The organism is Halomonas sp. JS92-SW72 (assembly GCF_003547075.1).
GTDB lineage: Bacteria > Pseudomonadota > Gammaproteobacteria > Pseudomonadales > Halomonadaceae > Halomonas > Halomonas alkalicola.
Map to the genome: position 1 here is coordinate 168,710 of NZ_CP032147.1, position 23,421 is coordinate 192,130.

A 23,421-nucleotide genomic window follows, 5' to 3' on the forward strand; every position below is an offset into this window, starting at 1 on the left:
ATTGCGCGGACGGGAACGGGCCTCACATGCTAAGCGCAAAGGCCCCGGGGCTCAAAGCGCACCGGGGCCTTGCGGGGGAGCGGCGCGACCGGCCGCTCAGACGGGGCGGCGAGGGTCGCGGCTGGCCGAGAGGGTGATGGAGACCGAGTCGGCGAAGCGCAGCGCGTGAGGCTTGTCGATCTCGACCTGGGCGGTGAGCACCTGCTCGTGGGCCATCACCAGGTCCAGCACCTCGCGGGTCATCCGCTCCAGCAGCAGGAAGCGATTGCCTTCCACATGGGCGATCACCTGCTTGGTGATGGTGCGGTAGTTCAACGCCTGCTCGATATGGTTGAAGGCCACCGCCTTGTCCGCGTGATAGCGGATCACCGCGTTGATCACCACGTCCTGGCGGTTCTGGATCTCCTCCTCCTTGATGCCGATGTAGGTGCGCAGGCGGAGGTTCTTGATGCGGATCGTGGCCAGGTCATGATCGAAGTGCTGGTCATCGATGGCGTGCAGCGGCATGGCCGATCTCCTTGGCGGGTGGGTCTCAGCGTCCGCTGACCAGGGTCAGGAACTCGTGGCGGGTGGAGGGGTTGTCGCGGAAGGCGCCCAGCATCACCGAGGAGGTCATGCTGGAGTTCTGCTTCTCCACGCCCCGCATCATCATGCACAGATGCTTGGCTTCCACCACCACCGCCACGCCCCGGGCATCGGTCACTTGCTGCACCGCCTCGGCGATCTGGCGGGTCAGGTTCTCCTGGATCTGCATGCGACGGGCGAACATGTCGACGATGCGCGCGAACTTGGAGAGCCCGAGCACCCGGCCGCTGGGCAGGTAGGCGATATGGCACTTGCCGATGAAGGGCAGCAGGTGGTGTTCGCACATGGAGTAGAGCTCGATGTCCTTGACCACCACCATCTCGTCGGTCTCCGATTCGAACACGGCGCCGTTGACGATCTCCTCCAGCGACTGGACGTAGCCGCGGTTGAGGAACTGCATCGCCTTGGCGGCACGCTTGGGAGTATCGCGCAGGCCCTCGCGCTCCGGATCCTCACCCAGTGCGAGGAGGATCTGCCGGTAGTGGTTGGCGATTTCTTCGGTCATCGTCGAGCCCGTCCTGATCGGTTTTCATGTACAGAAGATATACAACAAAAATATCTTGTACAGTATAAATTGACGTCAATCCCGCATTCTAGCGCAAGCCCCCGCGTGGCGCAGGCTCGCCACGTGACAACCTGCCGCACCTCTGCCCCGTGGCAAATGGGAGGGCCCAGCCCCCCTGTGCTAGAATCCTGGCTCTCATGCAGTGCACGACTTCTTCCGAGAGCTCGACATGACCAAGACCCCCACCCTTCTGCTGCTGGCCGCCCTCCTGAGCCCGTCTCTGGCGCTGGCCGCGACCCTGGAACTGCCCGCCGACGCGCGCCTCGAGGTGCAGGTGATCGATTCCATCACCCTGGACCAGGACGAGCCGCGCCGCGATGACATCCTGCTGCGCCCGGTCGCCAACGGTCAGGGCACCTTTGAGCTGCCGAGCCACTGCATCATGGTGGGCGATGCCCGGCTCGAGGGCGAGCGGGTGCGCATCACCACCAAGTCCGTGACCTGCATCGCCACCGACGGCGGCGACAGCGAGATCTACTCAGGCGAGATGTCGGCGGCCGCCTACGACGCGGACGGCAGCTTCGGCATCGCCGCCTGCGACAGCGGACGCTGCGAACTCACCCCGGAGCACGCCTTCGAGCTGCGGCTGGCCAGCGAACTCTCCATCGAGGAGCAGGAGAACCAGTCCGAGAAGATCAACATCCAGCGCCGCCAGGCCGAGGGGGCCGGGGTCGCCAACCCGATTCCCGCCGAGCGTCCCGACCCGGACCAGTAGGCAGGCAACGCCTTCTCGCGACACAGCGCCCCTTTCTCGCGATACAGCGCCCCTCCTCAGGGGCGCTTTGCGTTGGGCCAAGCCCCGACATCAGGCAAGCCAGCGGGGCTCACGTTCGAGCACCTGGCGCTGCTGCTCCAGAGAGCGGATCTGGCCGTCCCAGTAGCCTTCGTCGGCCAGCCAGGGAAAGGCCGCCGGAAAGGCCGGGTCCTCCCAGCGCGCCACCAGCCAGGCGCTGTGGCGCAGCAGGCGCAGGGTGCGCAGCGGCTCCATCAGGGCCAGCTCACGGCGGTCGAACTCGCGATGCTCCTCGTAGCCCTCCATCACCTCCGAGAGCTGCATGTGCCGCTCCTCGACGTGCTCGGCAGTGATCAGCATCCACAGGTCCTGCACCGCCGGCGCCATCAGGCAGTCGTCGAAATCCACCAGCGCGAAGTGCTCATCGCGGCCCAGGATATTGCCGATATGGCAGTCGCCGTGGACACGGATCGCCCGCTCGGCGGGCCAGGCGTGGTCGGCCAGCCGCTCGTGCAGGGCCGCGGTGACCCGGGCATAGGCCTCGCGCTGGCGGCTGCCGAGCCAGGCGCTGGCCAGCACCCGCTCCCGGGCCTCCAGCACCATCTCGTCCAGGTCCATGGCACCGCGATGGACGAAGCGACCGCGCTCGCCCACCGCATGCACGGCACCGATCAGCTCCCCCAGGGCGAACAGGTGTGACGGATTCTCCAGCTCCGGGGCCTGGCCCGGCAGGCCGGGAAAGAGCGCGAAGCGAAACCCCTCGGCGCGGTGAAGGCTCACGCCCTCGTCGTCGCGCCAGGGCGCGGCCACGGCCACCCCGGCCTCGTCAAGCTCGGCCAGGAAATCGTGCTCCTCCTGGATGCGCGCATCGCTCCAGCGCTCCGGACGGTAGAACTTCACCACCCAGCGCCGCCGCTCGTCGTCATGCACCAGGTAGACGCGGTTCTCGTAGCTGTTGAGGGTGAAGGGCTCGCCGGGCAGCCAGAAGCCCAGCGACTCCACCGCCGCCACCACCCGCGCGGGCGAGAGGCTGGCAAAGGGATGGGGGGAAGTTTCCATAGCGGCAGTTCCGGCAGTAAAACCCGCATGCTAGCAGAGCCGTCAGCGTTACTGGAGAAAGCCGTCAGCGTTACTGGCGGATGCCGGCTGCTTTACGGCAGCGGCGTTCTCGCCACCGCCCAGGCCTCGACCTCGCGGGCACCCGCCGCGCGGCAGGCCGACGCCAGGGCCTCCAGGGTCGCCCCGGTGGTCATCACATCGTCCAGCAGCGCCACCCGCGGGGGCAGCGCCGCCTCGATCACGAAGGCGCGGTTCAGGTTGCGGCGGCGCTCATCGCGGTCCAGGCCGCGCTGACTGGGGGTATCGCGACACCGGCGTGCCTGCACCAGCGGGCGCTCGAGCCGACGCGCCAGGCGTCTGGCCAGCCACTCGCCCTGATCGAAGCCCCGCTCCCGGGCGCGGCAGGGGTGCAGCGGCACCGGCACCAGGGCCTGGGGCCAGGCCAGGACCGTCTCCGGCAGGCCGGCCTCGAACAGCGCCAGCAGCACCGCCCCGGCCCGGGGAGAGGCCTCGAACTTGAAGCGCTGCACCAGCCCGGCCACCTCCTGCTCATAGCGCAGCGGCACCCGGCTGCGCGTGAAGGCGGGCGGAGAGCGCAGGCAGCGCCCGCATGGCCTCGCCTCGGGGCGCCCGGGCAGGGGTTCGGCGCAGCGCGGGCAGGCCGGCAGGTTCCAGGGCAGCTCGGCGAAACAGGCCGCGCACCAGGGGCGCTCCCGCTCGGCCTTGCCCAGGCAGAAGGCGCAGCGACCCGGCAGGTGGCGACGCAGCCATCTGTCAACCTCAACGCCCGACCGGGTTGACAACAGGCGCCACTGGGATAGGCTTTCCGTCAACTTACTCATCACATCCAAGTTGACCATACGCGAGCCCCCCCCATGTTCGATACCCGCGATGCGATCTCGACCGCCGACTCCTTGACCCTAGCCGCCACGGCCCAGCCTCGCCACGACTGGACCCTCGACGAGATCGAGGCGCTCTTCGCCCTGCCCTTCAACGACCTGCTGTTCCACGCCCAGCGGGTGCATCGCGCCCATTTCGACCCGAACGCCGTGCAGGTCTCCACCCTGCTCTCCATCAAGACCGGTGCCTGCCCGGAGGACTGCAAGTACTGCCCGCAGTCGGGCCACTACAACACCGGGCTTTCCAGGGAGAAGCTGCTGGAGATCGAGAAGGTGGTCGAGCAGGCCGAGGCGGCGAAGGCGGCCGGCGCCAGCCGCTTCTGCATGGGCGCGGCCTGGAAGAGCCCGCGGGAGAAGGACCTCGAGGCGGTGCTGGAGATGGTGCGCCGGGTCAAGGCGCTGGGGCTCGAGACCTGCATGACCTTAGGCATGGTGGACGGCGACCAGGCCGGGCGCCTGGCCGAGGCGGGGCTCGACTACTACAACCACAACCTCGACACCTCGCCGGACTACTACGGCGAGATCATCACCACCCGCACCTACGCCGACCGCCTGGAGACCCTGGGTCATGTGCGCGACGCCGGCATGAAGGTGTGCTCCGGCGGGATCCTGGGCATGGGCGAGGCCCCCCGCGACCGCGCCGCCCTGCTCCAGCAGCTGGTGCGGCTCGAGCCGCACCCCGAGTCGGTGCCCATCAACATGCTGGTCAAGGTGCCGGGCACCCCGCTCGAGCACGTGGAGGACCTGGACCCCATCGAGTTCATCCGCGCCATCGCCGTGGCCCGCATCCTGATGCCGAAGAGCCACGTGCGCCTCTCCGCCGGCCGCGAGCAGATGGACGATGCCACCCAGGCGCTGGCCTTCCTGGCCGGCGCCAACTCCATCTTCTACGGCGAGCGGCTGCTGACCACCGCCAACCCCCAGGCGCAGCGCGACCGGGCGCTGTTCGCCCGGCTCGGCCTGCATCCCGAAAGCCGTCAGACCTGCGCCGACGACGCCCGGATGCAGGCGGGCGTCGAGGCCGCACTGGCCCGTCAGACGGCAGCAGGGGCCGCCGCCCGGGCCAGCGAACTCGCCTACGACGCCGGCGCCTGAGCCATGGCCACCCGCGACTGGCCAAGCCGCCTCGCCGAGCGCGGCGAGGCGCACCGGGCACGCGGCCTGTGGCGCCAGCGCCGTACCGCCTCCCCCGATACCGCCCCCCTGGACTTCGCCGGCAATGACTACCTGGGGCTGGCCGGTGACCCGCGCCTGGCCGAGGCGATGGCCCGGGCCGCCCGCCGCCTTGGTGCCGGCGGGCGCGCCTCGCACCTGGTCAGCGGCCACCTGGCGGTCCACGAGGCTCTGGAGTGCCGGCTGGCCGAGCTCACCGGCCGCCCCCGCGCCCTGCTCTTCTCCACCGGCTACATGGCCAACTTGGGCACCCTCCAGGCGCTCTGCGATGGCGAGACCCGGGTGTTCCAGGATCGCCTCAACCACGCCTCCCTGCTCGATGGCGCCGCCCTATCGGGAGCCCCCTCGCGGCGCTTCCACCATGGCGACCTGGCCGATCTCGCGCGGCTGCTCGAGCGCGCCCCCGCCGAGGCGCCGAAGCTGGTGGTCAGCGACGGGGTCTTCAGCATGGACGGCGACGTGGCCGACATCGCTGGCCTCGCCGCGCTGGCGCGTCACCACAGGGCCTGGCTGATGATCGATGACGCCCACGGCCTTGGCGTGCTCGGCGAACAGGGCGACGGCTGTGTGGGCCGCGCCCACGGCGTGGAGGACGTGCCGATCCTGGTCGGCACCCTGGGCAAGGCGCTGGGCAGCGGCGGCGCCTTCGTGGCGGGCAGCCAGGCGCTGATCGACCACCTGATCCAGTTCGCCCGCCCCTATGTCTACACCACCGCCCAGCCGCCCGGCGTCGCCGCGGCGACCCTCGCAGCCCTGGAGATCCTGGCCGAGGAGCCCGAGCGGCGCGCCCGCCTGACCCGCCTGATCGCCCGCTTTCGCGCCGAGGCCGCAGGCCTGGGGCTGCCGCTGGCGCAGAGCCACACGCCCATCCAGCCGCTGGTGCTCGGCGAGAACCGCCGCGTGATGGCCTGGGCCGAGCGGCTGACCCGGCGGGGGCTTCTGGTCGGCGCCATCCGCGCGCCCACCGTGCCCCGGGGCCAGGCCCGGCTGCGCATCACGCTCTCGGCCGCTCACACCGATAGTGACCTGGAGGCGCTGCTCGAGGGGCTCACCGCCTGCCGGGCCGCCGAGCGTTCCAGCGCGGCGGAGGTGACCCCATGACGCGGCTGGTGCTGCTCTCCGGCTGGGGCTGCGACGCGCGGATCTGGCAGCCGCTGGCCGAGCACTGGCCCGACGGCGTCAGCGTCGTCGCGCCGGACTGGCCCGGCTACGGGGGTCGTGCCCCGCTGGCGGCCCCGGACTGCCTGGACGCCCTGGCCGAGGCCATGGCGCGCGCGCTGCCCGCCGACGCCATCTGGATCGGCTGGTCGCTGGGCGGCCTGCTGGCGGGCGCCCTGCTCGCCCGGCTGCCGGCGCCCCGTGCGCTGATCCTGCTCGGCATGGGCGCACGCTTCTGCGACCCCGAAGGCGTCAGCCGCGCGGAGCTCACCGCCTTCCGCCGCGCCTTCGCCCGGGACCCGGAGGCCACCCTGGCCCACTTCCAGCGCTGGCAGCTCGGGGGCGAACCCAGCCCCCGAGACGCCCATCGGCGGCTGCGCACCCTGCTGGACGACGGCCCGCCTGCCGATCCCGCCACCCTCGCCGCGGGCCTGGCCTGGCTGGAGAATCTGGACCTCTCCTGCGCCCTGGCCGGTGCCGGCTGCCCGGTGATTCGGATAAGCGGCGCCGATGACCCGCTGCAGGCGCCGGGTGCCATCACCCGCGCCGATCATCGGCTCGAGCAGGCCGGCCACTGCCCGATGCTCTCCCGGCCCGCCGCCCTGGCCGAGGCCCTTGTGACGCTTGCCGCCGCGCCTCATCGCGCGCCCGCGGCCCCCACCGCAGAGGCCTGCCCATGAGCGCATCCCACGCCGTGAACCACCCGGGCAGCTCGCCCTCCTCGCCCCACTGGCGGCGCCGGGTCGCCCACGCCTTTTCCCGGGCCGCCGGCGACTATGCGCGCCTGGCCGCTGCCCAGCTCACCATGGGCGAGGTGCTCTGGGAGCGCCTGCCCGCACCCGCCACGCCCTTGGGCACGCACTGGCAGGTGCTGGACCTCGGCTGCGGCCCGGGGCACTGGAGCGAGCGCCTGGCCGAACGCTTCGGCGACGACGCCACGGTCATCGGCCTCGACCTGGCCCCGGGCATGCTGGCCGCGGCCCGACACGATCACGGCAGCGACCCGCGCCTGCGCTGGGTATGCGCCGACGCCGCCGCCCTGCCCCTCGCGGACGGCAGCCTGGACCTCGCCTTTTCCAACCTGGCCATCCAGTGGTGCGCCGACCTCTCCCGAGTGCTGAGCGAGCTGCACCGGGTGCTGCGCCCGGGCGGGCGGGCGCTGATCAACACCCTCGCCCCCGGCACCCTGGCGGAGGTCGGCCACGCCTGGTCGCGGCCCGGCGCCCCCGCTGCCCTGCTGCCGCTGCTCGGTCGCGAGCAGCACCTGGCCGCGGCGCGCCTGGCCGGCTTTCGCCGCGTCAGCGTCGAGCGGCAGACCCTGCGCTTCCACTACCCCGACCTGGCCGCGGTGATGGCCTCCATCAAGGGGGTGGGCGCCCAGACCGCGCGCGCAGGCGCCCGCCTGACCCGCGCCGACCTGGCACGGGCCCGGCGCCGCTTCGACGCCCTGCGCGAGCCCGAGGGGCTGCCGGTCAGCTACCGGCTGCTCACCCTCGACCTGACCCGAGACTGAGGAGACGCGATGCCCGCCTACTTCGTCACCGGCACCGACACCGACGCCGGCAAGACCCTGGCCAGCGCCGGCCTGCTGGCCCGCGCCCGCCGCGAGGGCCTGACCACCCTGGGCCTCAAGCCCATCGCCTCGGGCAGCGAGGCCACCCCGGACGGCCTGCGCAACGCCGATGCCCTGGCCCTGCAGGCCCAGAGCGTGCCGGCGGCGGACTACACGACGATCAACCCCTTCGCCTTCGCCCCCGCCATCGCCCCCCACCTGGCGGCCCGGCGCGCCGGGGTCGAGGTGCGCCTGGCCGACCTCACCGGCTGGCTGCGCCCGCTGCTGGCCCTCGAGCGCGACCTGACCCTGGTGGAGGGCGCCGGCGGCTGGCGGGTGCCGCTCAACGATGACGAGGACCTCGCCGAGCTGGCACTTGCGATGGAACTCCCGGTGATCCTGGTGGTGGGCCTGCGCCTGGGCTGCCTCAGCCACGCCCGCCTGACCGCCGAGGCCATCATGGCCTCCGGCCTGCGCCTGGCCGGCTGGCTCGGCAGCCAGGTGGACCCCGCCTTCGCCGCGGACGACGCCCTCTACCGCGACAACCTGGCCACCCTGGCGCGCACCCTGCCCGCGCCCTGCCTCGGCGTGATCCCGCGGCTGGCGGCCGACGCGCCTGCCGCCATGGCCGCGGCCGCCGCCGACCACCTGGAACTTCCCGATGCTCATTGACTTGCGGGGGGGCGTCCGTAGAATATGCTCGCCTGCATCACCGTGCGGATGTGGTGGAATTGGTAGACACGCCAGATTTAGGTTCTGGTGCCTTCGGGCGTGGGAGTTCAAGTCTCCCCATCCGCACCATCGTGGTTTCTCGCTGTTCCCTCCGCTATCGACGATCCTCCTCCGTCATCTCTTCCGGGATGCGCGGCGCCTTCGCGTGTCCGTCCGTTACCCCCACCTCCTGCTGGAGCCCTGAATGACCTCGAGCGACCGCTCTCCCGTCTGGCACCCCTATGCCCACCTCAAGACCCAGCGGCAGGCGCCGAAGGTCATCGGCGGCGAGGGGCCGCGCTTCACCCTGGAGGGCGGCGAGACGCTGCTCGACGCCACCTGCTCCTGGTGGTGCATGATCCACGGCTACCGCCACCCGCGCCTGGTGAGCGCCATCCAGAGGCAGGCCGACGCGCTCTGCCACGTGATGCTGGGCGGCCTGACCCACGAGCCGGCCGACCGCCTGGCCCGGGAGCTGGTGCGGGTCACCCCGGAGGGGCTCAACCACGTCTTCTATTCCGACAGCGGCTCCGTCGGCATGGAAGTGGCCATGAAGATGGCCGTGCAGTATCACCAGCTGCAGGGCCGCCCCGGCAAGCATCGCCTGCTCTCGCTGATGAAGGCCTACCACGGCGACACCGCCGGCTGCATGGCCGTCTGCGACCCCGAGGAGGGCATGCACTCGCTCTTCTCGGGCTACCTGCCCCGGCACCACTTCGCCCCGGCCCCCACCGCCCCCTTCAACGCCGCGCCCGAGGCGGTGGCCGGCGACCTCGCCGCCCTGCGCGCGGTGCTGGAGCGCCACCACGGCGAGATCGCCGCCCTGCTGATGGAGCCGCTGCTGCAGGCCGCCGGGGGGCTCAACATGACCTCGCCCCACTACCTGGTCGGGGCCCGGGCGCTGTGCGACGAGTTCGACGTGCTGCTGGTGTTCGACGAGGTGGCCACTGGCTTCGGCCGCACCGGGCGGCTGTTCGCCGCCGACCACGCCGGGGTGACGCCGGACATCATGGTGCTCTCCAAGGGGCTCACCGGGGGGTATCTCGGCCACGCGGCGACGCTTGCCACGGACCGGGTGCATGAGGCCTTCATCGGTGACACGCCGATGCACGCCTTCATGCACGGGCCGACCTTCATGGGCAATCCGCTGGCCTGCGCCGTGGCCCTGGAGAGCCTCGCCGTGTTCGAGGAGGAGGAGTACCTGGGCCGGATCGCCGGGCTCAACCGGGTGCTTGAAGAGGAGCTGGTGAGGGACGAGGCGCTGGCCGCCCACCCCGCGGTGGTCGAGGTGCGCACCCTGGGCGCCACCGCGGTGATCGAGACCCGCGCCGCCGCGGACCTCGCCGGGGTGGCCGACTGGGCCCGCGAGCAGGGGGTCTGGCTGCGCCCCATCGGCCGCTGGCTCTACACCATGCCCGCCTATGTCACCTCCCCGGACGACATGCGCCGCATCACCGCGGTGATGAAGGGGTGGTTTCGGCGCTGAGGCCAGGCGCGGAGGTCGCCCTCAGCCGCGCAGCAGGGCGGCGAGCAGCGCCGCGATGACCAGCAGCACGGCGATCAGGGTGGCGGCATGGCGGGCGTAGCGGTGCAGCATGGTCTCTCTCCTTACACCATGTCGAAGCGGTCGGAGTGCAGGCGGGTCGGGGCGACCCCGAGTTCGATCAGCGCCCCCTCGGCGGCATCCATCAGCGGGTCGGGGCCGCAGATGAAGTAGTCGCGGCGGCCATCGTCGGCGGGCAGGCAGCGCGAGAGCAGCTCGCGGTCGACCTTGCCACGCTCGCCCTGCCAGCCTTCCGGCGGCTCATCGAGCACGTGGATCACCTCGAGGTCGAGGCGCTCGGCCAGGGCATCGAGCTCCTCGCGGAAGGTGGCCTCCTCCCAGGTCGGATTGGCATAGATCAGCCACAGCGGCAGGCGCTCGCCGCGGTCGGCGAAGGTGCGCAGGATGCTCATCACAGGCGTGACACCGATGCCCCCGGCGATCAGCACGGCGCCGGACGGGTTGTCGGCGTCCGGCAAGAAGGCGCCGTAGGGCCCCTCGACGAAGGCCCGGGTGCCGGCGGGCACTTCGGGCAGGGTCGCGGTGAAGTCCCCCAGGCGCTTGATGGTAAAGGCCAGCCGCTCGCACCGCTGCGCCGATGAGGCGATGGAGAAGGGATGCTGCTGGAGCCGGAAGGGCGTTTCGCCCAGGGTGATCCAGGCAAACTGCCCGGGGGCGAAGGCGAGCCGATGCCCGCCCACCGGTGCCAGCACCAGGGTGGTGGCGTCGCCGCGTGCAGGCGACGCCTCGACCACCTGCCAGGGGCGGCGGCGCAGCCGCCAGGGCCGCAGCAGGCGGCTCTGGACCACCAGCAGCAGTGACAGGCCCACCAGCCCGCCCAGCACCCATCCGGCCAGCCCCCGGGTGACATGGCCCACCATGAGCGCATGGCCGAGGCCGCCGCCCACCACCGCCACCGCGAGCAGGCCATGCAGGGCCCGCCAGCGCTCGTAGGAGAGCCCGCAGGCCTGGCGCCACAGCGAGGTGACCACCAGCAGCAGGGTGGCGAGCAGCAGCCCCACCAGGGCCAGGGCGCGCAGGGTGTCGTCGCGAGGGTCCAGGTAGTCGAGCCACGCCGGCCGCGAGGCCAGCATGGCCAGCGGATGGGCCACCACCAGCAGCAGCGCGAAGAGCCCCATTCGGCGGTGGAACTGCAGCAGGTTGTCGAAGCCCAGCGCCTCGCCGAACCAGCGGTGGCGGCCCGAGACCAGCGCCTGCAGCGCCATCACCGCAAGGGCCAGCAGCCCGAGCAGGGTGCCGAGTTCCACCCCGAAGCCGCGCCCCTCTGCCGAGGAAAAGGCCACCACCGCGGCCACCGGCAGCAGCGCCAGCACGAGATAGATGGCCCCCCACCCCAGGGCACGCCGCATCACGTTGCTCATCGTCTCCTCCCTGACCAGCTCATCCCTTCGCCCCCAGGGTAGGCGAGGTCACCGCAGGGGTGAAACCCGGCGCCGCCCCGGGGGTATGATCATGGGACCCGGACCGGAGAGCCCCATGCCCGCACGCCCGCGCCTCGCGCTGAGCCTTTCTCTACTTCCTGCCCTGCGCCCTGCCCTGCGGCGAGCCCTGCTCGTGCTCGGCGCCCTGCTGCTGAGCGGCTGCGGCCAGGCGATGCTCCAGCAGCCCGGGCCCGGCCCGGATACCGTGCGCCTGGAGCCCGACTGGGCGATCGCCGAGGACGGCTACCGCCTGCCGCTGCGGCACTGGCCCGCCGAGGGCGAGCCTTCCCGGGAGCCCCGCGCCCTGGTGCTGGCTGTCCACGGCTTCAACGACCACGGCGGCAGCTTCGAAGTCATGGCCGAGGCGCTCGCTCCCCACGGCATCGCCACCTACGCCTTCGATCAGCGCGGCTTCGGCCTCACCGCCCAGCGGCGGATCTGGCCCGGTCACCGGCGGCTGGTGGCCGATGTTCACCACCTGGTCGCGCTGCTGCAGTCGCGCCATCCCGACACGCCCCTCTACCTGGTGGGCAAGAGCATGGGCGCCGCGGTGGTGCTGCTGACCCTGGCGGACTACCCGCCGCCGGTGGCCGGCAGCGTGCTGATCGCCCCGGCGGTGTGGGGGCTCGAGGCCATGCCCTGGTACCAGCGCGCCAGCCTGTGGCTCGGCGTGCGGCTCATCCCCTCGGTCAGCTTCTCGGCCAGCAGCGTGCGCCGGCTCGGCATCGAGCCCACCGACGACCCCGAGATCATGGCGCGTCTGGCACGCGACCCGCTGATCCTGCGCAGAGCCCGGGTCGACACCCTGCATGGCGTCAGCGAGACCATGAGCCTGGCCCTGGCCGCCGCTGAGCGGCTGCCGGGGCCCGCCCTGATCCTCTACGGCGACGCGGACGAGGTGATTCCCGCCGAGGCCGCCTGCGCCCTGCTCGAGCGCCTGCCTGCGCAGGACACCGACGCCCCCGAGTGGCGCCTGGCGCTCTATCCGGAGGGCTACCACATGCTGACCCGCTACACCCGGCGCGAGCGCACCGAGGCCGACCTGGCCACCTGGCTGCTCGACCCCGCGGCGGCGCTGCCCTCCGGCCACGAGGTGAGCCAGGCCGAGGCCCGCGACGCCCTCTGCCGCTAGCGCCCACGGTTCGCGACTTCAACGGGGTTCATGGATAGACTGCTATCAGGAACTGAGGGGGAGCCCACGGATGAGAAAGGTCCTGATCGCGCTGGCGGCCTGCGCCGCCCTGGGCGCCCACGCCGACACCGCCCCGGCCCCCATGGGCGGTTGGCTCGACGATGAGCTCGGCGCCGTCGAGATGCCGGAAGGCGGCGACGGCGAGCCCGATGCCGAGGACCTGCCGGAGGACGACAGCGACCTGCCCCCCTGGGCCAACGAACGGATCGAGCCGCTGCACGAGAACGTCTCCCGCTGGGTCGAGACCACCTCGCGGCGCATCGACGGCTTCTTCGGCACCACCGACGCCCTGAGCATCGAGAACGACTCCTACCTGAGGATCAGCCAGGGCTGGCGCTGGAAGGAGGGGGAATCCTTCCAGCAGGACATCGGCGCCCGCTTCCGCCTCGACCTGCCCACCACCGAGGAGCGCCTGCGGCTGGTCATCGAGAGCGAGCCGGAGGAGACCCAGGGCACCCTGGCCGAGCAGGACAACCAGCTGGTGGATGACCGCATCAGCGGCGTGGAGAGCCTGCGCATCGGCCTGAACCGCCTGGGGCGCCGCGACAAGAGCGAGCAGTGGAACACCCAGGTCGGCGCCGGCATTCGCGTGCGGCTGCCGCTGGACCCCTACGCCCGGGTGATCACCCAGCGCCTCTGGACCCTCAACGACGGGCCCTGGCAGCTGGAGAGCGACAACCGCCTCTCCTGGTTCAACAAGGACGGCTACTCCGCCCGCACCCGCTGGGACGTCGGCCGCCCCGTGGACGAGAACCGCCACCTGCGCTTCATCACCAACGTGCAATGGCGCGAGGTGGTCGATACCCTGGAGTTCAGCGAGGCGGTGGAGCTCAACCGGCGCATCGACCGCCGCCGGGCGATCCGCTACAGCGCCGTGGCGCTGGGCGAGAGCGGCTCGAACCCGCGCATCGAGGACACCTACCTGCAGACTCGCTACCGCCGCGACCTGCACCGCGGCATCCTGTTCCTGGACGTGGCCCCCGCCCTGCACTTCCCCCGCGAGGCGGACCGCGAACCGCGCTGGGCGCTGGACCTGCGCCTGGAGATGTACTTCCGCCGCGAGTTCGACCGCGTACGAATGTGACCCGAGATCCCCCCAAAGACGCGAGGCCCCATGACACTCAGCAAGACCCGATCCAGCTTCTACCGCCGCCTCTACGTGGCCTACCTGGTGTCCCGGGGGATCGCCAGCATCCCGGCGGTGACGGCCGCCACCGGCATGCCGCGGCGCACCGCCCAGGACACCCTCTCCGCCCTGGGCGAGCTGGATATCGTCTGCGAGTTCGAGCACGAGGACGGGGCACGCCACAACATCGGCGCCTACGTGATCCGCGACTGGGGGCCCATCGACCCGAACTGGGTCGCCGCCCATGCCGAGGCGCTGCGTCAGGCGCTGGGCTACCCGCCGCTGGACCCGGCATTGACCCAATGATGAAAATGCATCACAGTTGATAGACATTCTCACTTGAATCGCAGCACGGGCACCCCATGAGCACAGAACGCCCCAAGGCGTACTACACCGCCGTCTTCCTGCGGGGCTCCTTCCGCGCCATCAAGCAGTCCATGGCCGGCAAGGCCGACGACGGCATGCCCTGCTGGCTCGACACCCGGATGCTCGGCATGCTCTGCCGCGAACTCAAGGCCTGCAGCGAGGAGCCGACGCTGCCCGCCGAGGCCCACGCGGCCCTCGAGAGCGCCCGGGAGGCGTGCGACCAGCTCCTCTCGCGCTGCCCCGGCGGCCTCGACAGCACCCTCTGCCACCGCCACCTGGACGCCATCCTCGAGGCCCTTCAGCGGGCCATCGACGCTCTGGCCAAGGCGCCGGCGCCCGCCGCCCCCTCCCGCTGGCAGAGCGCCACCCGCTACCTCCTCCACGGCTGGAAACGCCTCTCGTAACGCCTCTTGTGAGAGCAACCGCGGCCGCGGAACCGTGATGCGGACCTAGGCCGATCAGCCCGCACAGCCCGCCCGGCTGATGCCGGGTACCCTAGCGTAACCACCCGCTGCCTCCCTCCCCCGCCGGCTATGATCAAGGTGACCCACCCCATTCTCTTGGCCCCTCGCCGCCCGGCGCAGGGGCCGAGGTCGTGACTTCCCGCGCCACGACATGACCCGGAGGAGACCCCGATGCGTAATATCCTGTGGAGTGGCATCGTCGTGCTGGGCTTCGCCGCCGCAGGCCTGCCTGCCGCCAGCAGCCAGGCCGATGACGTTGCCGAGACGATAGAGGCGATCCGTGCGGCGGTGGAACGCTTTACGGACGTGAACGTGGCGCTGGCCGAGGGCTACATCCCCGATCCCTCCGGCGAGTGCGTGAAGGCCGGCGAGCACGGCCTGCCGCCGGAACTCGGACACATGGGCATCCACTACATGCGCCCCGACCTGCTCGGCATCACCGCCACCGAACCGCGGGTGGACGGCACCGGCACCCATACCGACTTCATGGAGCCCGCCATCCTGCTCTACGAACCCCAGGCGGACGGCTCCATGGTGCTGGTGGGCGTCGAGAACCTGGTGTTCGCCCGGGCCTGGCAGGAGGCCGGCCACAGCGAGCCGCCGAGCTTCCTGGGCCGCACCTGGGACTACATGGCCGATGACCCGGCCATCCCCGGCGACCAGGCCCACGGCTTCGAGCCCCACTATGACCAGCACGTCTGGTTCCGTAACAACCCCAGCGGCAACCTCGAGCCCTTCAACCCGGCGGTCAGCTGCGACCTGCGCAGCGCCTGAGCCCACAGGGGAGGCACCGCCTCCCCTGTTACCTTCCCACCAGGACCCGATAGCCCAGCGCCTCGAGGCAACGCTGCTGCGCTGCCGTCAGTGTCACGCCGGCCCCGTCGCTATCCTCCGGAAGCCCCGCCAACACCGCCACGCCGGCCTCGTCATCGCCGTGCAGCAGGCGCTCGTCGCAGCGCCCGCAGCGCCAGGCCTCGCCACCGCGGTCCTCCTGCAAGAGCGTGAGCTCCTCGGCCCCCTGGCCGATCTGGATGGCCGAAAGCGGCCAGAAGGCCACCGCCTCGCCCTCGGCGTCTTCGCCGAGAGCCAGGGGGGCGCCGCATACCAGCAGCGATAGCGCACCGCAGCCGCAGGCGATCTGCCCGTAGGGTCCGTTGCTCATGGCGTACTCCTGATGAAAAGGGCTCGACCCAGTGTGGCATCCGGGAACGTCCCTGCCGACCCTGGACTGGCCATCGGGCCCACAGCAACCTACTGGATGCCAGCGGCCAGCGCCTTGCACGAGATGACGGACGGGTTCGCCGATGGGGGCTAGGCTATATGGCAGCCCTACTCTCTCCCCACAAGATCACCCACCATGAGCCATCGAATCCTGATCCTGCAGGGCCACCCGGACGCCAGCGAACCACACCTCTGCCATGCGCTGGCCGATCACTATCGCCAGGGGGCAGAGGCCCAGGGCCACGAGGTGCGCGTGATCGAGCTCGCCGCCCTCGACGTTCCGCTGCTGCGCAGCCAGAAGGCATGGAAAACGGACCCGCTGCCCGACGCGCTGGCAGACGCACAGGCGTCCATCGCCTGGTGCCAGCACCTGGTACTGTGCTTCCCGCTCTGGCTTGGCGACATGCCGGCGCTGGTGAAGGCGTTTCTGGAGCAGGTGCTGCGCCCCGGCTTCGCCTTCGAGTACGTGGAGGGCAATCCCCTCGGCAGGAAGGGGCTGACCGGCCGCTCGGCGAGGGTCGTGGTCACCATGGGCATGCCGGCGATGATCTACCGGCACCTTTACCGGGCCCACAGCGTCAAGTCGCTGGAACGCAACATCCTCGGTTTCGTCGGCTTCTCTCCGGTGAATGAGACTCTGATCGGCAGCGTGGAAACCATGAGCGAGAAACAGCGAAACGCGTGGTTCCGCAAGCTGCATGAGTTCGGGGCCAATGCCAGGTGATTACCACGACTTGATAATCCGGCTTCGCCAACTCGGCGAAGCCGTTCCAGGATGGCTATGTCAGGTTTCGGCCAGGAGCAGTCGTTCAGTCGGTGCTGAAATAACGTAGAGCGCACCGGTGGACTTTTGGGAGCAATGCGGAGAAAAAGCCATCCGCGTGGCGCGACTTGTTAGGAGTGCTTCTTAACGTACTCATATGTAGCAGATCCAAATTCATTAGCGACTTTGATTGCTGCTTCGAACTTCTCTCTAGTAACCGGAAAATCGGGGCCTTTGACATCACCAACTGCTGTCTTCAAGCGCTCAGTGTCAGACTGCAGCTCCGGTGCAGAAGCAACTACGACCGCAAGAATCCGAGTAATGGGGTCCCTACCCGTCATGCACGCCATAAACTCTTGAATCCTCATATGCTGGGAGTTCGCCCAATAATCTCGAATGTACTCAATGACCTCGTATGTGAGAGCAACGAGCTTCTTGAATTCTTCCTGCCGTCTTAATTTCTCTTCTCGCTTTATCGCTTGGCGCCACTGAAGGTTACTAAAGAAAAACCCAAGAGAGCCCCCGACGATTGCGCCACCAATTGTAGTAAGAAAACTATGCAATACATCCACGTTGCCAGAGCCTCCTAACGCCCACGTTTAGGTGCGTTTGAGGCGATGTGTGCCTTTGCTACAGCAAAGGTTCGCAGCGGGTCAAACGTCACCTGCAATGTGTTATGTTTCGTTTTTCTTGGCACGACCCCAAATAAAATACCCGTCCGGCGCTGCTTCAAAGTTCCGCCGAGAGCTAACTTCCGCGTTGTGCTCTCTGCGGACCACTTTTAGCCCTACCCTCGAGCGCAGTGTGTACTTGGATTGGTCGTTGGCCACGCGTTTCATCCCTATCAGTACTCCCTCAGAAACCGTTTAATGTCGGCACGCGAGAGTGCTTGCTGACAATATTCCCTTACTCGTTTCGCCTGACCGTCACCAATTTGCCTAGTCGCTTCACTGGTTCCGTCTGCATTCACTCTCAGCCGCAGCCTCCTGTCGCCAGTTTTTTTGGTCCATTCCCGGTCGCCTGCTTGACCGCTCAGCCGCCAATCCAGAAACCCGCCCTCTATATCTGCAAAGGAATTCACTATTTCGCTCGCCGAATGGAAGCGTTCTTGAGGGTTCCTCGACAAACAAGTGCGAATGGTGGTGATAAGTCGATTGGGTATGTGCTCCGGGAACTGAGCACACGATGGAAATTGACCATTAACTACTGCGTGCCTGAATCTATCTCGATTGAGAACCCCATTCTCAACGAAGTTCTCGAACTGCTCATAGAAAGCTGAATCTCCTACAGCCAATCGATATATCGTTAAACCGGCCTGATAAATGTCGAAATGCCTAGTGAATTCATAGGCATTGAATGCTTCTGGAGGCGTCATCTTTCCGTAGATACGATCTTGACCCGCTCGACCGCCAAAGGCAGTCTGCTTAGCGAGACCAAAATCAGATAGCATAGCTTCCCCTCGTGCTGACAGCAGGATGTTGTCGGGCTTGATGTCAAAGTGGATCAGCCCCTTAGAGTGGATATTGTGCAAGCCACTCAGGAACTGTGTGCTGTACGTAATTACTTCTCTAACGGTAAGGTGGCCAGCTGCCATGCGCCCCTTAAGGGAACCATTTTCAAAGAATGGCATTGCCAAGTAGATGTGATCTTCGTCTTGACACGCATAATGAATCGGCACTACATTCGTGTGGCTGCTTAGATACAGTAGACTTGCCTCTTGAAAGAACTCATCAACATCATCCAAGCGGGCCTTTTCAACTTTCTTTATTGCCAGCTCAGCGTCGAGCTGAACGTCACGCGCCCGATAGACTTGAGAGTTTTTTCCTTCTGCGCCGATTTCTTCCCCAAGGTGGAAGTTCACCTCGGCGGTACTGAGAGGCTTAAGCATTTGTTGCTCCCATCGCTGCCAGAACGGCTTCTCGCTCTTCCGAGCCAAACTGATTCCAGTTTTCAACTAGATCACAATCGATTTCGCCTTCAACGTAGCGTTTAAAGTCCGCCCGTGCGATCCCGACTTTTGCTGCGATGCTTGAAATCTGTCCTACATAGTAGGATCTCAGTGTGCTACTTGCGAATGCTTCTTGAATGACGCCCTCTATTTCAATTCGCCTAATATTTAGGTGTTGCGAATTACTCTCAGTGATTCTTATTCCGGCTGCCTCAATCTTGTACTCACGAAGTATGTCCAAGATAGTGTTGCGTACGTACTTCAGCGCCTCGGGATCCTCTAGGGCTTTGGGAATCTTGACCCTCTCGACGTTCACCAACTCGTTTGCCTCTGAATCGTACACCGCAAAGGCAAACTCTGAAGGTTTAGCTCGAATTCCAAGGTTTTTCATCTCACCTCCCCCTGAGTAACATAACCCCTGGCTTTGCGGCGTACCGGAGCGCAGCGTAGGTGCGTCTGCCAACAGTAATATGTTATGCACTTATGTGCAACTTGTGCAACTTGTGCAACGACAAAGTTTTCGACACTCCCCAAACATAAAATTGATTTAAAGCTAAAAGGATGTGTTATTCCTGTGTACGCACAAACCAAAAACTTGGCGGAACAGGAAGCCTGTAGTGTCTACACGCAGTCAAAAACATAGGAATCAAGCCTTTCCTAACCGCACTGACATCAGTTATCGCCGTGCAAGTTTCCATTGCTTTATTGAGTGTTCCCGCCAATGCTTCATGACCATTATGGGGCGATACATCAGTTACGCAAATGCCGTGATACGTCTCACCGTGCCAGATAAGATCATCGGAATCTTCATCTGGAAACCATGCTTGATGAGTGCAATTAGGTATCTGTCTTTCTAGCCGCTCCGTGAACTCTGCAATCTCTTTTACATCGGCCACATACTGCATCCAAAAAAAGATATAGGGATATAAAACACTCCCCGCACAAGCTTCGTCACGGTACGATTGCTCTGCACTTACGGGGTGGGATAACAGGTCGGCATAGTCGTGAAGACATGTAGGATATTTAGTATTCGTGACGAGGGCGAACGTCGTTTTATCAGAAATGGCTCTTAGCCAAGGCAGGAAGCGGATCTCTTTCTGCGTTAGCTGAGCAAGATACATGACCAATGCAATTTCAATCATGTGATCATCTCGAATCGGCGAACTGAGCGTTGGGTTATTACTGATCAATAAAACCATCGTATCCAGTGTGCGATCAGTGCTCTCTGCCAAGGATTTCAAGAGGCCTGGATTGGCACCTGATAGACTCTTGGAAAAATGATCAGTCCAAATGCCACGTATCGCCAACCTGCCCAAGAGTTCAAACATCGCCAGATTAACATCAACGGACTCCCGTGATCGCACAGCTACAGAGAGTGCGTGCAGCCTCCCACCGTGGGCGTAAGCGGTCTTTGAAAGGTACATCTCCGACGTGGTGAGGTACAGTTTCAGGAACTGATCCAGAACAAACATCAAGGCGTTGTCGTGCTTAGTTGGCTTTTTCTTTGGCAATCTTTTCCGAATTGCATTCCAGCAGAACAGCATGCCAAGTTCGGAAACCTTGTAAGTGCTTTCTAAGTTATTGGCCTCAATCGCCCAAGCAATCACCGCATGCAAACAAATATACGATTGTCGCAGCCTAAGAAGTTCATTTTTCTGAGAGGTTTGTTCTTCTAGTAAAAGATTGCCGAGAAAGGCTCGCGTGTACTCGTAACAAGCATTAGGCTCATTGACCATTGCTACCGCTTTCTGAAAATTCCGGCGTGGCTCCTCGTCCAAAAGTTCTCGGGCCAAGAGACATCGCATCATGAGATCAGCTAATCGATCTCCGTTCCATAACTCGTAGCTGATCTTATCCGTTTTGTTCTGCTCGGTGTATCCTGCCCAATTCATGAGAACCGTTTCTTCAAGCTCTCCACCACAGCACAGGCATATTTTTATTGGAAGTTCGGCGTGCTCTTGAGCAACGTTGCTTCTCAAATAGACGTCCTTGATCTCATTCAGCTCTGGGCGAACAGACTGTTCACTGACTTCCCAATCACGCCGTGTCACGTTCCCCGCCTTGATGCAGAACAGGTACAGATACCTCTGCTCATCCTCTCCTTTGACTTGCCCCACCGCTGCAATGTCCACACCATTCTGTCTCGTCCCTATCATTGGTGTATTCAGAACGCGTAGCCCAATTTCAGAGAGCAAGTTAGGCAAAACAGATTTATCTAAATCGCCACGCTCTTTGAGAGACGCCAAGTACTCTTTCAAGATTATTTTCATTGAGAGACCTTTCGCTCAATCCTGAAAATTGTAAGAGCCTGGTTAAATCCTACTGGATCGACTACAGAAAGCCTCGGAAATTCGGTGCTATAAGAAAATTCTGACAATGAAGTAACGCTTGGGATTTTTTTACCATCCCCTCCGTGAATTATGGAGAAGCTTTTCTTACCGTACAGAAGCGTTTGGTGTGTAACTAACTGGGAAAATATTGATCTCTCATGTGCTTGCTTCTGGATGTCTTTGTTGCGCTCACGATCCTTCACCACTGCGGCACGGCGTTGCTCAATAGTGGGAAAAAATTCAACTAGGTGTTCTACCTTTTTAAGGCCAGCGATGTAGGCGTCATGACTTTTTAGAAGACGCCGAACACAATCAGAAATTCGCTTTGATGGGTTTTGGGCTTGTCCCTCAAGAAAGCTACGGAGATCACCACCGTAGCTAAGCAACAATGGATCAAACAAAAGGTCTTCCGCCGCTGCTCGCGCAGCCTTCTTTCCATTTTTCACGATACTTAAGAGAATAGACGCGGCAGTAACTTCATGAAGCCATAGGAACCCAACGCATTTTCGTGCCATAAAAATCTGATTGTCCGAATCATTCGGCAAGTCAGGCTTAGAAATTTCAACAAGTGTGTTCTTCTTGCCACCTTCTCCGACCATATCCACGAGAAATTTGCATAAGCTAAACTGACCGCTCACGATCCAACTCGAAAAAAGTTGAGACGCATTATCTGGATCTTCCCAAATCCATTGACAAAAGTTGTAAAGCTGCCTTGACTCGATTGGGTTGTCCAATTTAGGAATTTGCGCAGCGAGGACATCTATTATTTTCGTAAGGCTCCATCTTTCGTCTTTGGAGTGTATGGCATGATCCAGCCAGTGGAGGGTTGCCTGTGGATTTGAAATCTCTCCAACGAGAGCCTCCAAAATCTGATTAATACTCTCGTCCACCAAGCCTTTTTGATAATAAAAGAGAGAGGCTGATAGCTGAACTAATTCATCACCTTCCTTTTCACTGGTTATTGCCTTAAGGAACTCCTTCTGCGTGTATGGTTCCAACGGACCAATTTTTTCCCATGTTTTGAAAGCGGTTTCGATAGCGGAAGACCTTAAGTATGGGTCTTTTCCAGTCGCGATGGCTTCGCAGCACTCGTCAATGACACGCTTGGCAATTGTTCCGCTGCCCATTTCCAGCCTCCCAAGAGAGCGCAGACCCGCCGCGACAACGACTTTGTCTGAGTGACCAAGCAACTCAAACGCAAGTTCTGCGTCCCCAAGACCCTGGATCGCAAAAACACAATGTGAAAGGCAGATTTTGTCGAGATATTTCGCTTCTGAGACGATCTGTTTGGCCTTTTCAGGGTTGACTTTGCACCATTTAACCAACGACTGATTTGGCATGCCTGCTGCGCCGTCTGATCCAGCCTTGTCAACGAGCGTCTGGACAAATCTCAGCACATCTTGGTACGAGCAATCTAGTTCGGGTATCGCCTGATCGAGCGAATGCACGACCGACCAAAAATCGTTGTGCCCAAGAGCTTCAATCGCCGCTAAGTTATCATCTGAAACCAGCGATATCTTTCCCGCATTATGAAGTTCGCATAAAACAGGACCGCATTCGAGTCTGCCAGCGAGACTCTCAAGAGAGAGAACATAAGGAATCAGTTCACCACGGAGATCAGCTTCTTCCAGTGCTTTGTGAATAGGGGGTAAGCTTTTCACTAATTAATCACCTTAAAAGTCTGCTGTGCCGATCCTACCGCATAGCGTATGCTGGTAAATTGTCATAACGCCCGCAGCACCGAAGAGACGAAGGAGCGTAGGCTGTGGCGTCCGAGTGGTTGCGATTTTGAGGCATGCTTAGCCTGGAAGATACTGCACCGCTGAAAGGTTGATTGAACGAAAGAAATGTGTAACTGGATCTAGTGCTGAGGACAATCCGCGCGCAATAAACGCCACCTCAACACGCCAACCCTTTTCGTTCGCTCGGATTAGAGGGGGGACATAATCTGCGTCTCCAGCGACCAAAACAATTGTTGACGGTCCCTCTTGCTCATAAAGGGTTGAAGTGATTTCTGTGATTAGATAGGCATCGTCTTGTTTTGATCTTTGTTGACCGCCGGCGTTGCTCAAGTAACCACGGCGCACAGTAAAGCCTTGCTTTTCAGCCATATACCAGAATGAATCATCATCAGGGATAACGCCAGCTATATAGGCGCTTTTGACAAATCGTGACTTCCCGTTCCCATCGCGACATGCTGCCGTCAACAACCGACCGAAGTCTACTCTGTAATTACGCCCTTCACCGGCGTTAACTGCCCCCCAGAATAAATTCTGATCGTCTACAAACACGTGGACACTGCCATTAACCAGCTCACCGTGTTCCTTCGCAGAACCTGGTCGAATGGCACTTTCCTGTTCAGATTTTTTTTTCTTCTTCGAAGCCATGTGTTTCTCCTTTGTGTATTGCCTAACACGGATTGAGGTACCCACTACCTTTGTAGGAATGGCCGCTTTGGGTCGAAATCAGCCATAGAAAAACCGGCATGGCTACGGGAAATGGCGTTCTGCCATTTCCCGTAGCCATGCCGGCCGGTCGATGAAATATCGGTGGGTGTCGCTGCCATATCGCCTTCCCTGCTCCCTGGGTCA

24 protein-coding genes and 1 tRNA gene are annotated in these 23,421 nt (G+C 64.4%); 14 read left to right on the forward strand and 11 right to left on the reverse strand.

The window, feature by feature from the left end; translation table 11 throughout:
• Nucleotides 1–96 precede the first annotated feature (96 nt).
• Entirely contained in the window at nucleotides 97–507 is a 411-nt protein-coding gene (gene folX / locus D1793_RS00735; RefSeq protein ID WP_119020448.1) for a dihydroneopterin triphosphate 2'-epimerase, read from the reverse strand.
• A gap of 25 nt (nucleotides 508–532) precedes the next feature.
• Nucleotides 533–1,090, reverse strand: a complete 558-nt coding sequence (folE, locus tag D1793_RS00740; RefSeq protein WP_119020449.1) for a GTP cyclohydrolase I FolE — start codon at nucleotides 1,088–1,090, stop codon at nucleotides 533–535.
• A gap of 229 nt (nucleotides 1,091–1,319) precedes the next feature.
• Here folE and D1793_RS00745 point away from each other — a divergent pair, with 229 nt between their 5' ends.
• Nucleotides 1,320–1,865 (forward strand): hypothetical protein, encoded by a 546-nt coding sequence (locus D1793_RS00745; protein WP_119020450.1) that lies wholly within the window; start codon nucleotides 1,320–1,322, stop codon nucleotides 1,863–1,865.
• A gap of 90 nt (nucleotides 1,866–1,955) precedes the next feature.
• Here the strand turns inward: D1793_RS00745 and D1793_RS00750 are convergent, their stop codons facing one another.
• Both D1793_RS00750 and D1793_RS19310 read right to left on the reverse strand, forming a co-directional pair.
• Complete coding sequence (locus D1793_RS00750; RefSeq protein WP_119020451.1) at nucleotides 1,956–2,942, reverse strand: serine/threonine protein kinase; 987 nt, start codon at nucleotides 2,940–2,942, stop codon at nucleotides 1,956–1,958.
• Nucleotides 2,943–3,034: 92 nt separating this feature from the next.
• Nucleotides 3,035–3,745, reverse strand: a complete 711-nt coding sequence (locus D1793_RS19310; RefSeq protein WP_162899873.1) for a ComF family protein — start codon at nucleotides 3,743–3,745, stop codon at nucleotides 3,035–3,037.
• A 72-nt stretch (nucleotides 3,746–3,817) separates the two neighbouring features.
• Here D1793_RS19310 and bioB point away from each other — a divergent pair, with 72 nt between their 5' ends.
• The 7 genes from bioB to bioA all read left to right on the forward strand — a co-directional run bounded on the left by bioB (nucleotide 3,818) and on the right by bioA (nucleotide 9,921).
• Nucleotides 3,818–4,936 carry a biotin synthase BioB gene (gene bioB, locus D1793_RS00765; RefSeq protein ID WP_119020453.1) on the forward strand — a complete coding sequence of 373 codons (1,119 nt, stop codon included), beginning with the start codon at nucleotides 3,818–3,820 and terminating at the stop codon, nucleotides 4,934–4,936.
• Nucleotides 4,937–4,939: 3 nt separating this feature from the next.
• Nucleotides 4,940–6,115, forward strand: coding sequence for an 8-amino-7-oxononanoate synthase (gene bioF / locus D1793_RS00770; RefSeq protein ID WP_119020454.1), 1,176 nt, complete (start codon nucleotides 4,940–4,942; stop codon nucleotides 6,113–6,115).
• Nucleotides 6,112–6,852 (forward strand): alpha/beta fold hydrolase, encoded by a 741-nt coding sequence (locus D1793_RS00775; protein ID WP_119020455.1) that lies wholly within the window; start codon nucleotides 6,112–6,114, stop codon nucleotides 6,850–6,852. Before bioF ends, D1793_RS00775 begins: the two co-directional genes overlap by 4 nt.
• The gene (locus D1793_RS00780; RefSeq protein ID WP_119020456.1) at nucleotides 6,849–7,685 is read left to right on the forward strand and encodes a methyltransferase domain-containing protein; all 837 of its coding nucleotides are present in this window, start codon (nucleotides 6,849–6,851) and stop codon (nucleotides 7,683–7,685) included. The genes D1793_RS00775 and D1793_RS00780 overlap by 4 nt, the downstream gene beginning before the upstream one ends.
• 9 nt (nucleotides 7,686–7,694) lie before the next feature.
• Nucleotides 7,695–8,396 carry a dethiobiotin synthase gene (gene bioD / locus D1793_RS00785; RefSeq protein WP_119020457.1) on the forward strand — a complete coding sequence of 234 codons (702 nt, stop codon included), beginning with the start codon at nucleotides 7,695–7,697 and terminating at the stop codon, nucleotides 8,394–8,396.
• Nucleotides 8,397–8,440: 44 nt separating this feature from the next.
• Nucleotides 8,441–8,525 (forward strand) — tRNA-Leu (locus D1793_RS00790).
• Between the two features lie 115 nt (nucleotides 8,526–8,640).
• Nucleotides 8,641–9,921: an adenosylmethionine--8-amino-7-oxononanoate transaminase gene (gene bioA, locus D1793_RS00795; protein ID WP_119020458.1), complete on the forward strand. Its 1,281-nt coding sequence runs from the start codon at nucleotides 8,641–8,643 to the stop codon at nucleotides 9,919–9,921.
• A gap of 122 nt (nucleotides 9,922–10,043) precedes the next feature.
• Here bioA and D1793_RS00800 read toward each other — a convergent pair whose 3' ends face one another.
• Nucleotides 10,044–11,360 (reverse strand): ferredoxin reductase family protein, encoded by a 1,317-nt coding sequence (locus tag D1793_RS00800; RefSeq protein ID WP_119020459.1) that lies wholly within the window; start codon nucleotides 11,358–11,360, stop codon nucleotides 10,044–10,046.
• A 115-nt stretch (nucleotides 11,361–11,475) separates the two neighbouring features.
• Here D1793_RS00800 and D1793_RS00805 point away from each other — a divergent pair, with 115 nt between their 5' ends.
• The 5 genes from D1793_RS00805 to D1793_RS00825 all read left to right on the forward strand — a co-directional run bounded on the left by D1793_RS00805 (nucleotide 11,476) and on the right by D1793_RS00825 (nucleotide 15,342).
• Complete coding sequence (locus D1793_RS00805; protein WP_119020460.1) at nucleotides 11,476–12,552, forward strand: alpha/beta hydrolase; 1,077 nt, start codon at nucleotides 11,476–11,478, stop codon at nucleotides 12,550–12,552.
• A 70-nt stretch (nucleotides 12,553–12,622) separates the two neighbouring features.
• Complete coding sequence (locus D1793_RS00810) at nucleotides 12,623–13,696, forward strand: hypothetical protein (protein WP_119020461.1); 1,074 nt, start codon at nucleotides 12,623–12,625, stop codon at nucleotides 13,694–13,696.
• A 30-nt stretch (nucleotides 13,697–13,726) separates the two neighbouring features.
• On the forward strand, nucleotides 13,727–14,044 hold the full coding sequence (locus tag D1793_RS00815; protein WP_119020462.1) for a winged helix-turn-helix domain-containing protein: 318 nt from the start codon (nucleotides 13,727–13,729) through the stop codon (nucleotides 14,042–14,044).
• A gap of 56 nt (nucleotides 14,045–14,100) precedes the next feature.
• On the forward strand, nucleotides 14,101–14,508 hold the full coding sequence (locus tag D1793_RS00820; protein WP_119020463.1) for a hypothetical protein: 408 nt from the start codon (nucleotides 14,101–14,103) through the stop codon (nucleotides 14,506–14,508).
• 231 nt (nucleotides 14,509–14,739) lie between these two features.
• A complete protein-coding gene (locus tag D1793_RS00825) occupies nucleotides 14,740–15,342 on the forward strand; it encodes a hypothetical protein (protein WP_205527604.1) in 603 nt (200 codons plus the stop codon).
• Between the two features lie 28 nt (nucleotides 15,343–15,370).
• Here the strand turns inward: D1793_RS00825 and D1793_RS00830 are convergent, their stop codons facing one another.
• The gene (locus tag D1793_RS00830) at nucleotides 15,371–15,730 is read right to left on the reverse strand and encodes a hypothetical protein (RefSeq protein ID WP_119020464.1); all 360 of its coding nucleotides are present in this window, start codon (nucleotides 15,728–15,730) and stop codon (nucleotides 15,371–15,373) included.
• A gap of 195 nt (nucleotides 15,731–15,925) precedes the next feature.
• Here D1793_RS00830 and D1793_RS00835 point away from each other — a divergent pair, with 195 nt between their 5' ends.
• Nucleotides 15,926–16,513, forward strand: coding sequence for an NAD(P)H-dependent oxidoreductase (locus tag D1793_RS00835; RefSeq protein ID WP_119020465.1), 588 nt, complete (start codon nucleotides 15,926–15,928; stop codon nucleotides 16,511–16,513).
• An 883-nt stretch (nucleotides 16,514–17,396) separates the two neighbouring features.
• Here D1793_RS00835 and D1793_RS00840 read toward each other — a convergent pair.
• From D1793_RS00840 to D1793_RS00860, 5 genes are all read right to left on the reverse strand, one after another.
• Nucleotides 17,397–18,440 carry a serine/threonine-protein kinase gene (locus D1793_RS00840; protein ID WP_119020466.1) on the reverse strand — a complete coding sequence of 348 codons (1,044 nt, stop codon included), beginning with the start codon at nucleotides 18,438–18,440 and terminating at the stop codon, nucleotides 17,397–17,399.
• Entirely contained in the window at nucleotides 18,433–18,891 is a 459-nt protein-coding gene (locus tag D1793_RS00845) for a hypothetical protein (protein WP_119020467.1), read from the reverse strand. Before D1793_RS00845 ends, D1793_RS00840 begins: the two co-directional genes overlap by 8 nt.
• A gap of 175 nt (nucleotides 18,892–19,066) precedes the next feature.
• A complete protein-coding gene (locus D1793_RS00850) occupies nucleotides 19,067–20,758 on the reverse strand; it encodes a hypothetical protein (protein ID WP_205527605.1) in 1,692 nt (563 codons plus the stop codon).
• A gap of 8 nt (nucleotides 20,759–20,766) precedes the next feature.
• Entirely contained in the window at nucleotides 20,767–22,491 is a 1,725-nt protein-coding gene (locus D1793_RS00855; protein WP_119020469.1) for a hypothetical protein, read from the reverse strand.
• A 138-nt stretch (nucleotides 22,492–22,629) separates the two neighbouring features.
• Nucleotides 22,630–23,217, reverse strand: coding sequence for an NYN domain-containing protein (locus D1793_RS00860; protein WP_119020470.1), 588 nt, complete (start codon nucleotides 23,215–23,217; stop codon nucleotides 22,630–22,632).
• Nucleotides 23,218–23,421 lie beyond the last annotated feature (204 nt).

Bases quoted from the DNA above. Each gene is read 5' to 3' on its own strand.
- folX (WP_119020448.1), bottom strand. From the start codon at position 507: ATGCCGCTGCACGCCATCGATGACCAGCACTTCGATCATGACCTGGCC.
- D1793_RS00800 (WP_119020459.1), bottom strand. From the start codon at position 11,360: ATGAGCAACGTGATGCGGCGTGCCCTGGGGTGGGGGGCCATCTATCTC.
- bioA (WP_119020458.1), top strand. From the start codon at position 8,641: ATGACCTCGAGCGACCGCTCTCCCGTCTGGCACCCCTATGCCCACCTC.
- D1793_RS00810 (WP_119020461.1), top strand. From the start codon at position 12,623: ATGAGAAAGGTCCTGATCGCGCTGGCGGCCTGCGCCGCCCTGGGCGCC.
- bioD (WP_119020457.1), top strand. From the start codon at position 7,695: ATGCCCGCCTACTTCGTCACCGGCACCGACACCGACGCCGGCAAGACC.
- D1793_RS00805 (WP_119020460.1), top strand. From the start codon at position 11,476: ATGCCCGCACGCCCGCGCCTCGCGCTGAGCCTTTCTCTACTTCCTGCC.
- D1793_RS00745 (WP_119020450.1), top strand. From the start codon at position 1,320: ATGACCAAGACCCCCACCCTTCTGCTGCTGGCCGCCCTCCTGAGCCCG.
- folE (WP_119020449.1), bottom strand. From the start codon at position 1,090: ATGACCGAAGAAATCGCCAACCACTACCGGCAGATCCTCCTCGCACTG.
- D1793_RS00775 (WP_119020455.1), top strand. From the start codon at position 6,112: ATGACGCGGCTGGTGCTGCTCTCCGGCTGGGGCTGCGACGCGCGGATC.
- bioF (WP_119020454.1), top strand. From the start codon at position 4,940: ATGGCCACCCGCGACTGGCCAAGCCGCCTCGCCGAGCGCGGCGAGGCG.
- bioB (WP_119020453.1), top strand. From the start codon at position 3,818: ATGTTCGATACCCGCGATGCGATCTCGACCGCCGACTCCTTGACCCTA.
- D1793_RS00830 (WP_119020464.1), bottom strand. From the start codon at position 15,730: ATGAGCAACGGACCCTACGGGCAGATCGCCTGCGGCTGCGGTGCGCTA.
- D1793_RS00750 (WP_119020451.1), bottom strand. From the start codon at position 2,942: ATGGAAACTTCCCCCCATCCCTTTGCCAGCCTCTCGCCCGCGCGGGTG.
- D1793_RS00820 (WP_119020463.1), top strand. From the start codon at position 14,101: ATGAGCACAGAACGCCCCAAGGCGTACTACACCGCCGTCTTCCTGCGG.
- D1793_RS00815 (WP_119020462.1), top strand. From the start codon at position 13,727: ATGACACTCAGCAAGACCCGATCCAGCTTCTACCGCCGCCTCTACGTG.
- D1793_RS00845 (WP_119020467.1), bottom strand. From the start codon at position 18,891: ATGAAAAACCTTGGAATTCGAGCTAAACCTTCAGAGTTTGCCTTTGCG.
- D1793_RS00825 (WP_205527604.1), top strand. From the start codon at position 14,740: ATGCGTAATATCCTGTGGAGTGGCATCGTCGTGCTGGGCTTCGCCGCC.
- D1793_RS00780 (WP_119020456.1), top strand. From the start codon at position 6,849: ATGAGCGCATCCCACGCCGTGAACCACCCGGGCAGCTCGCCCTCCTCG.
- D1793_RS00860 (WP_119020470.1), bottom strand. From the start codon at position 23,217: ATGGCTTCGAAGAAGAAAAAAAAATCTGAACAGGAAAGTGCCATTCGA.
- D1793_RS00835 (WP_119020465.1), top strand. From the start codon at position 15,926: ATGAGCCATCGAATCCTGATCCTGCAGGGCCACCCGGACGCCAGCGAA.
- D1793_RS00840 (WP_119020466.1), bottom strand. From the start codon at position 18,440: ATGCTTAAGCCTCTCAGTACCGCCGAGGTGAACTTCCACCTTGGGGAA.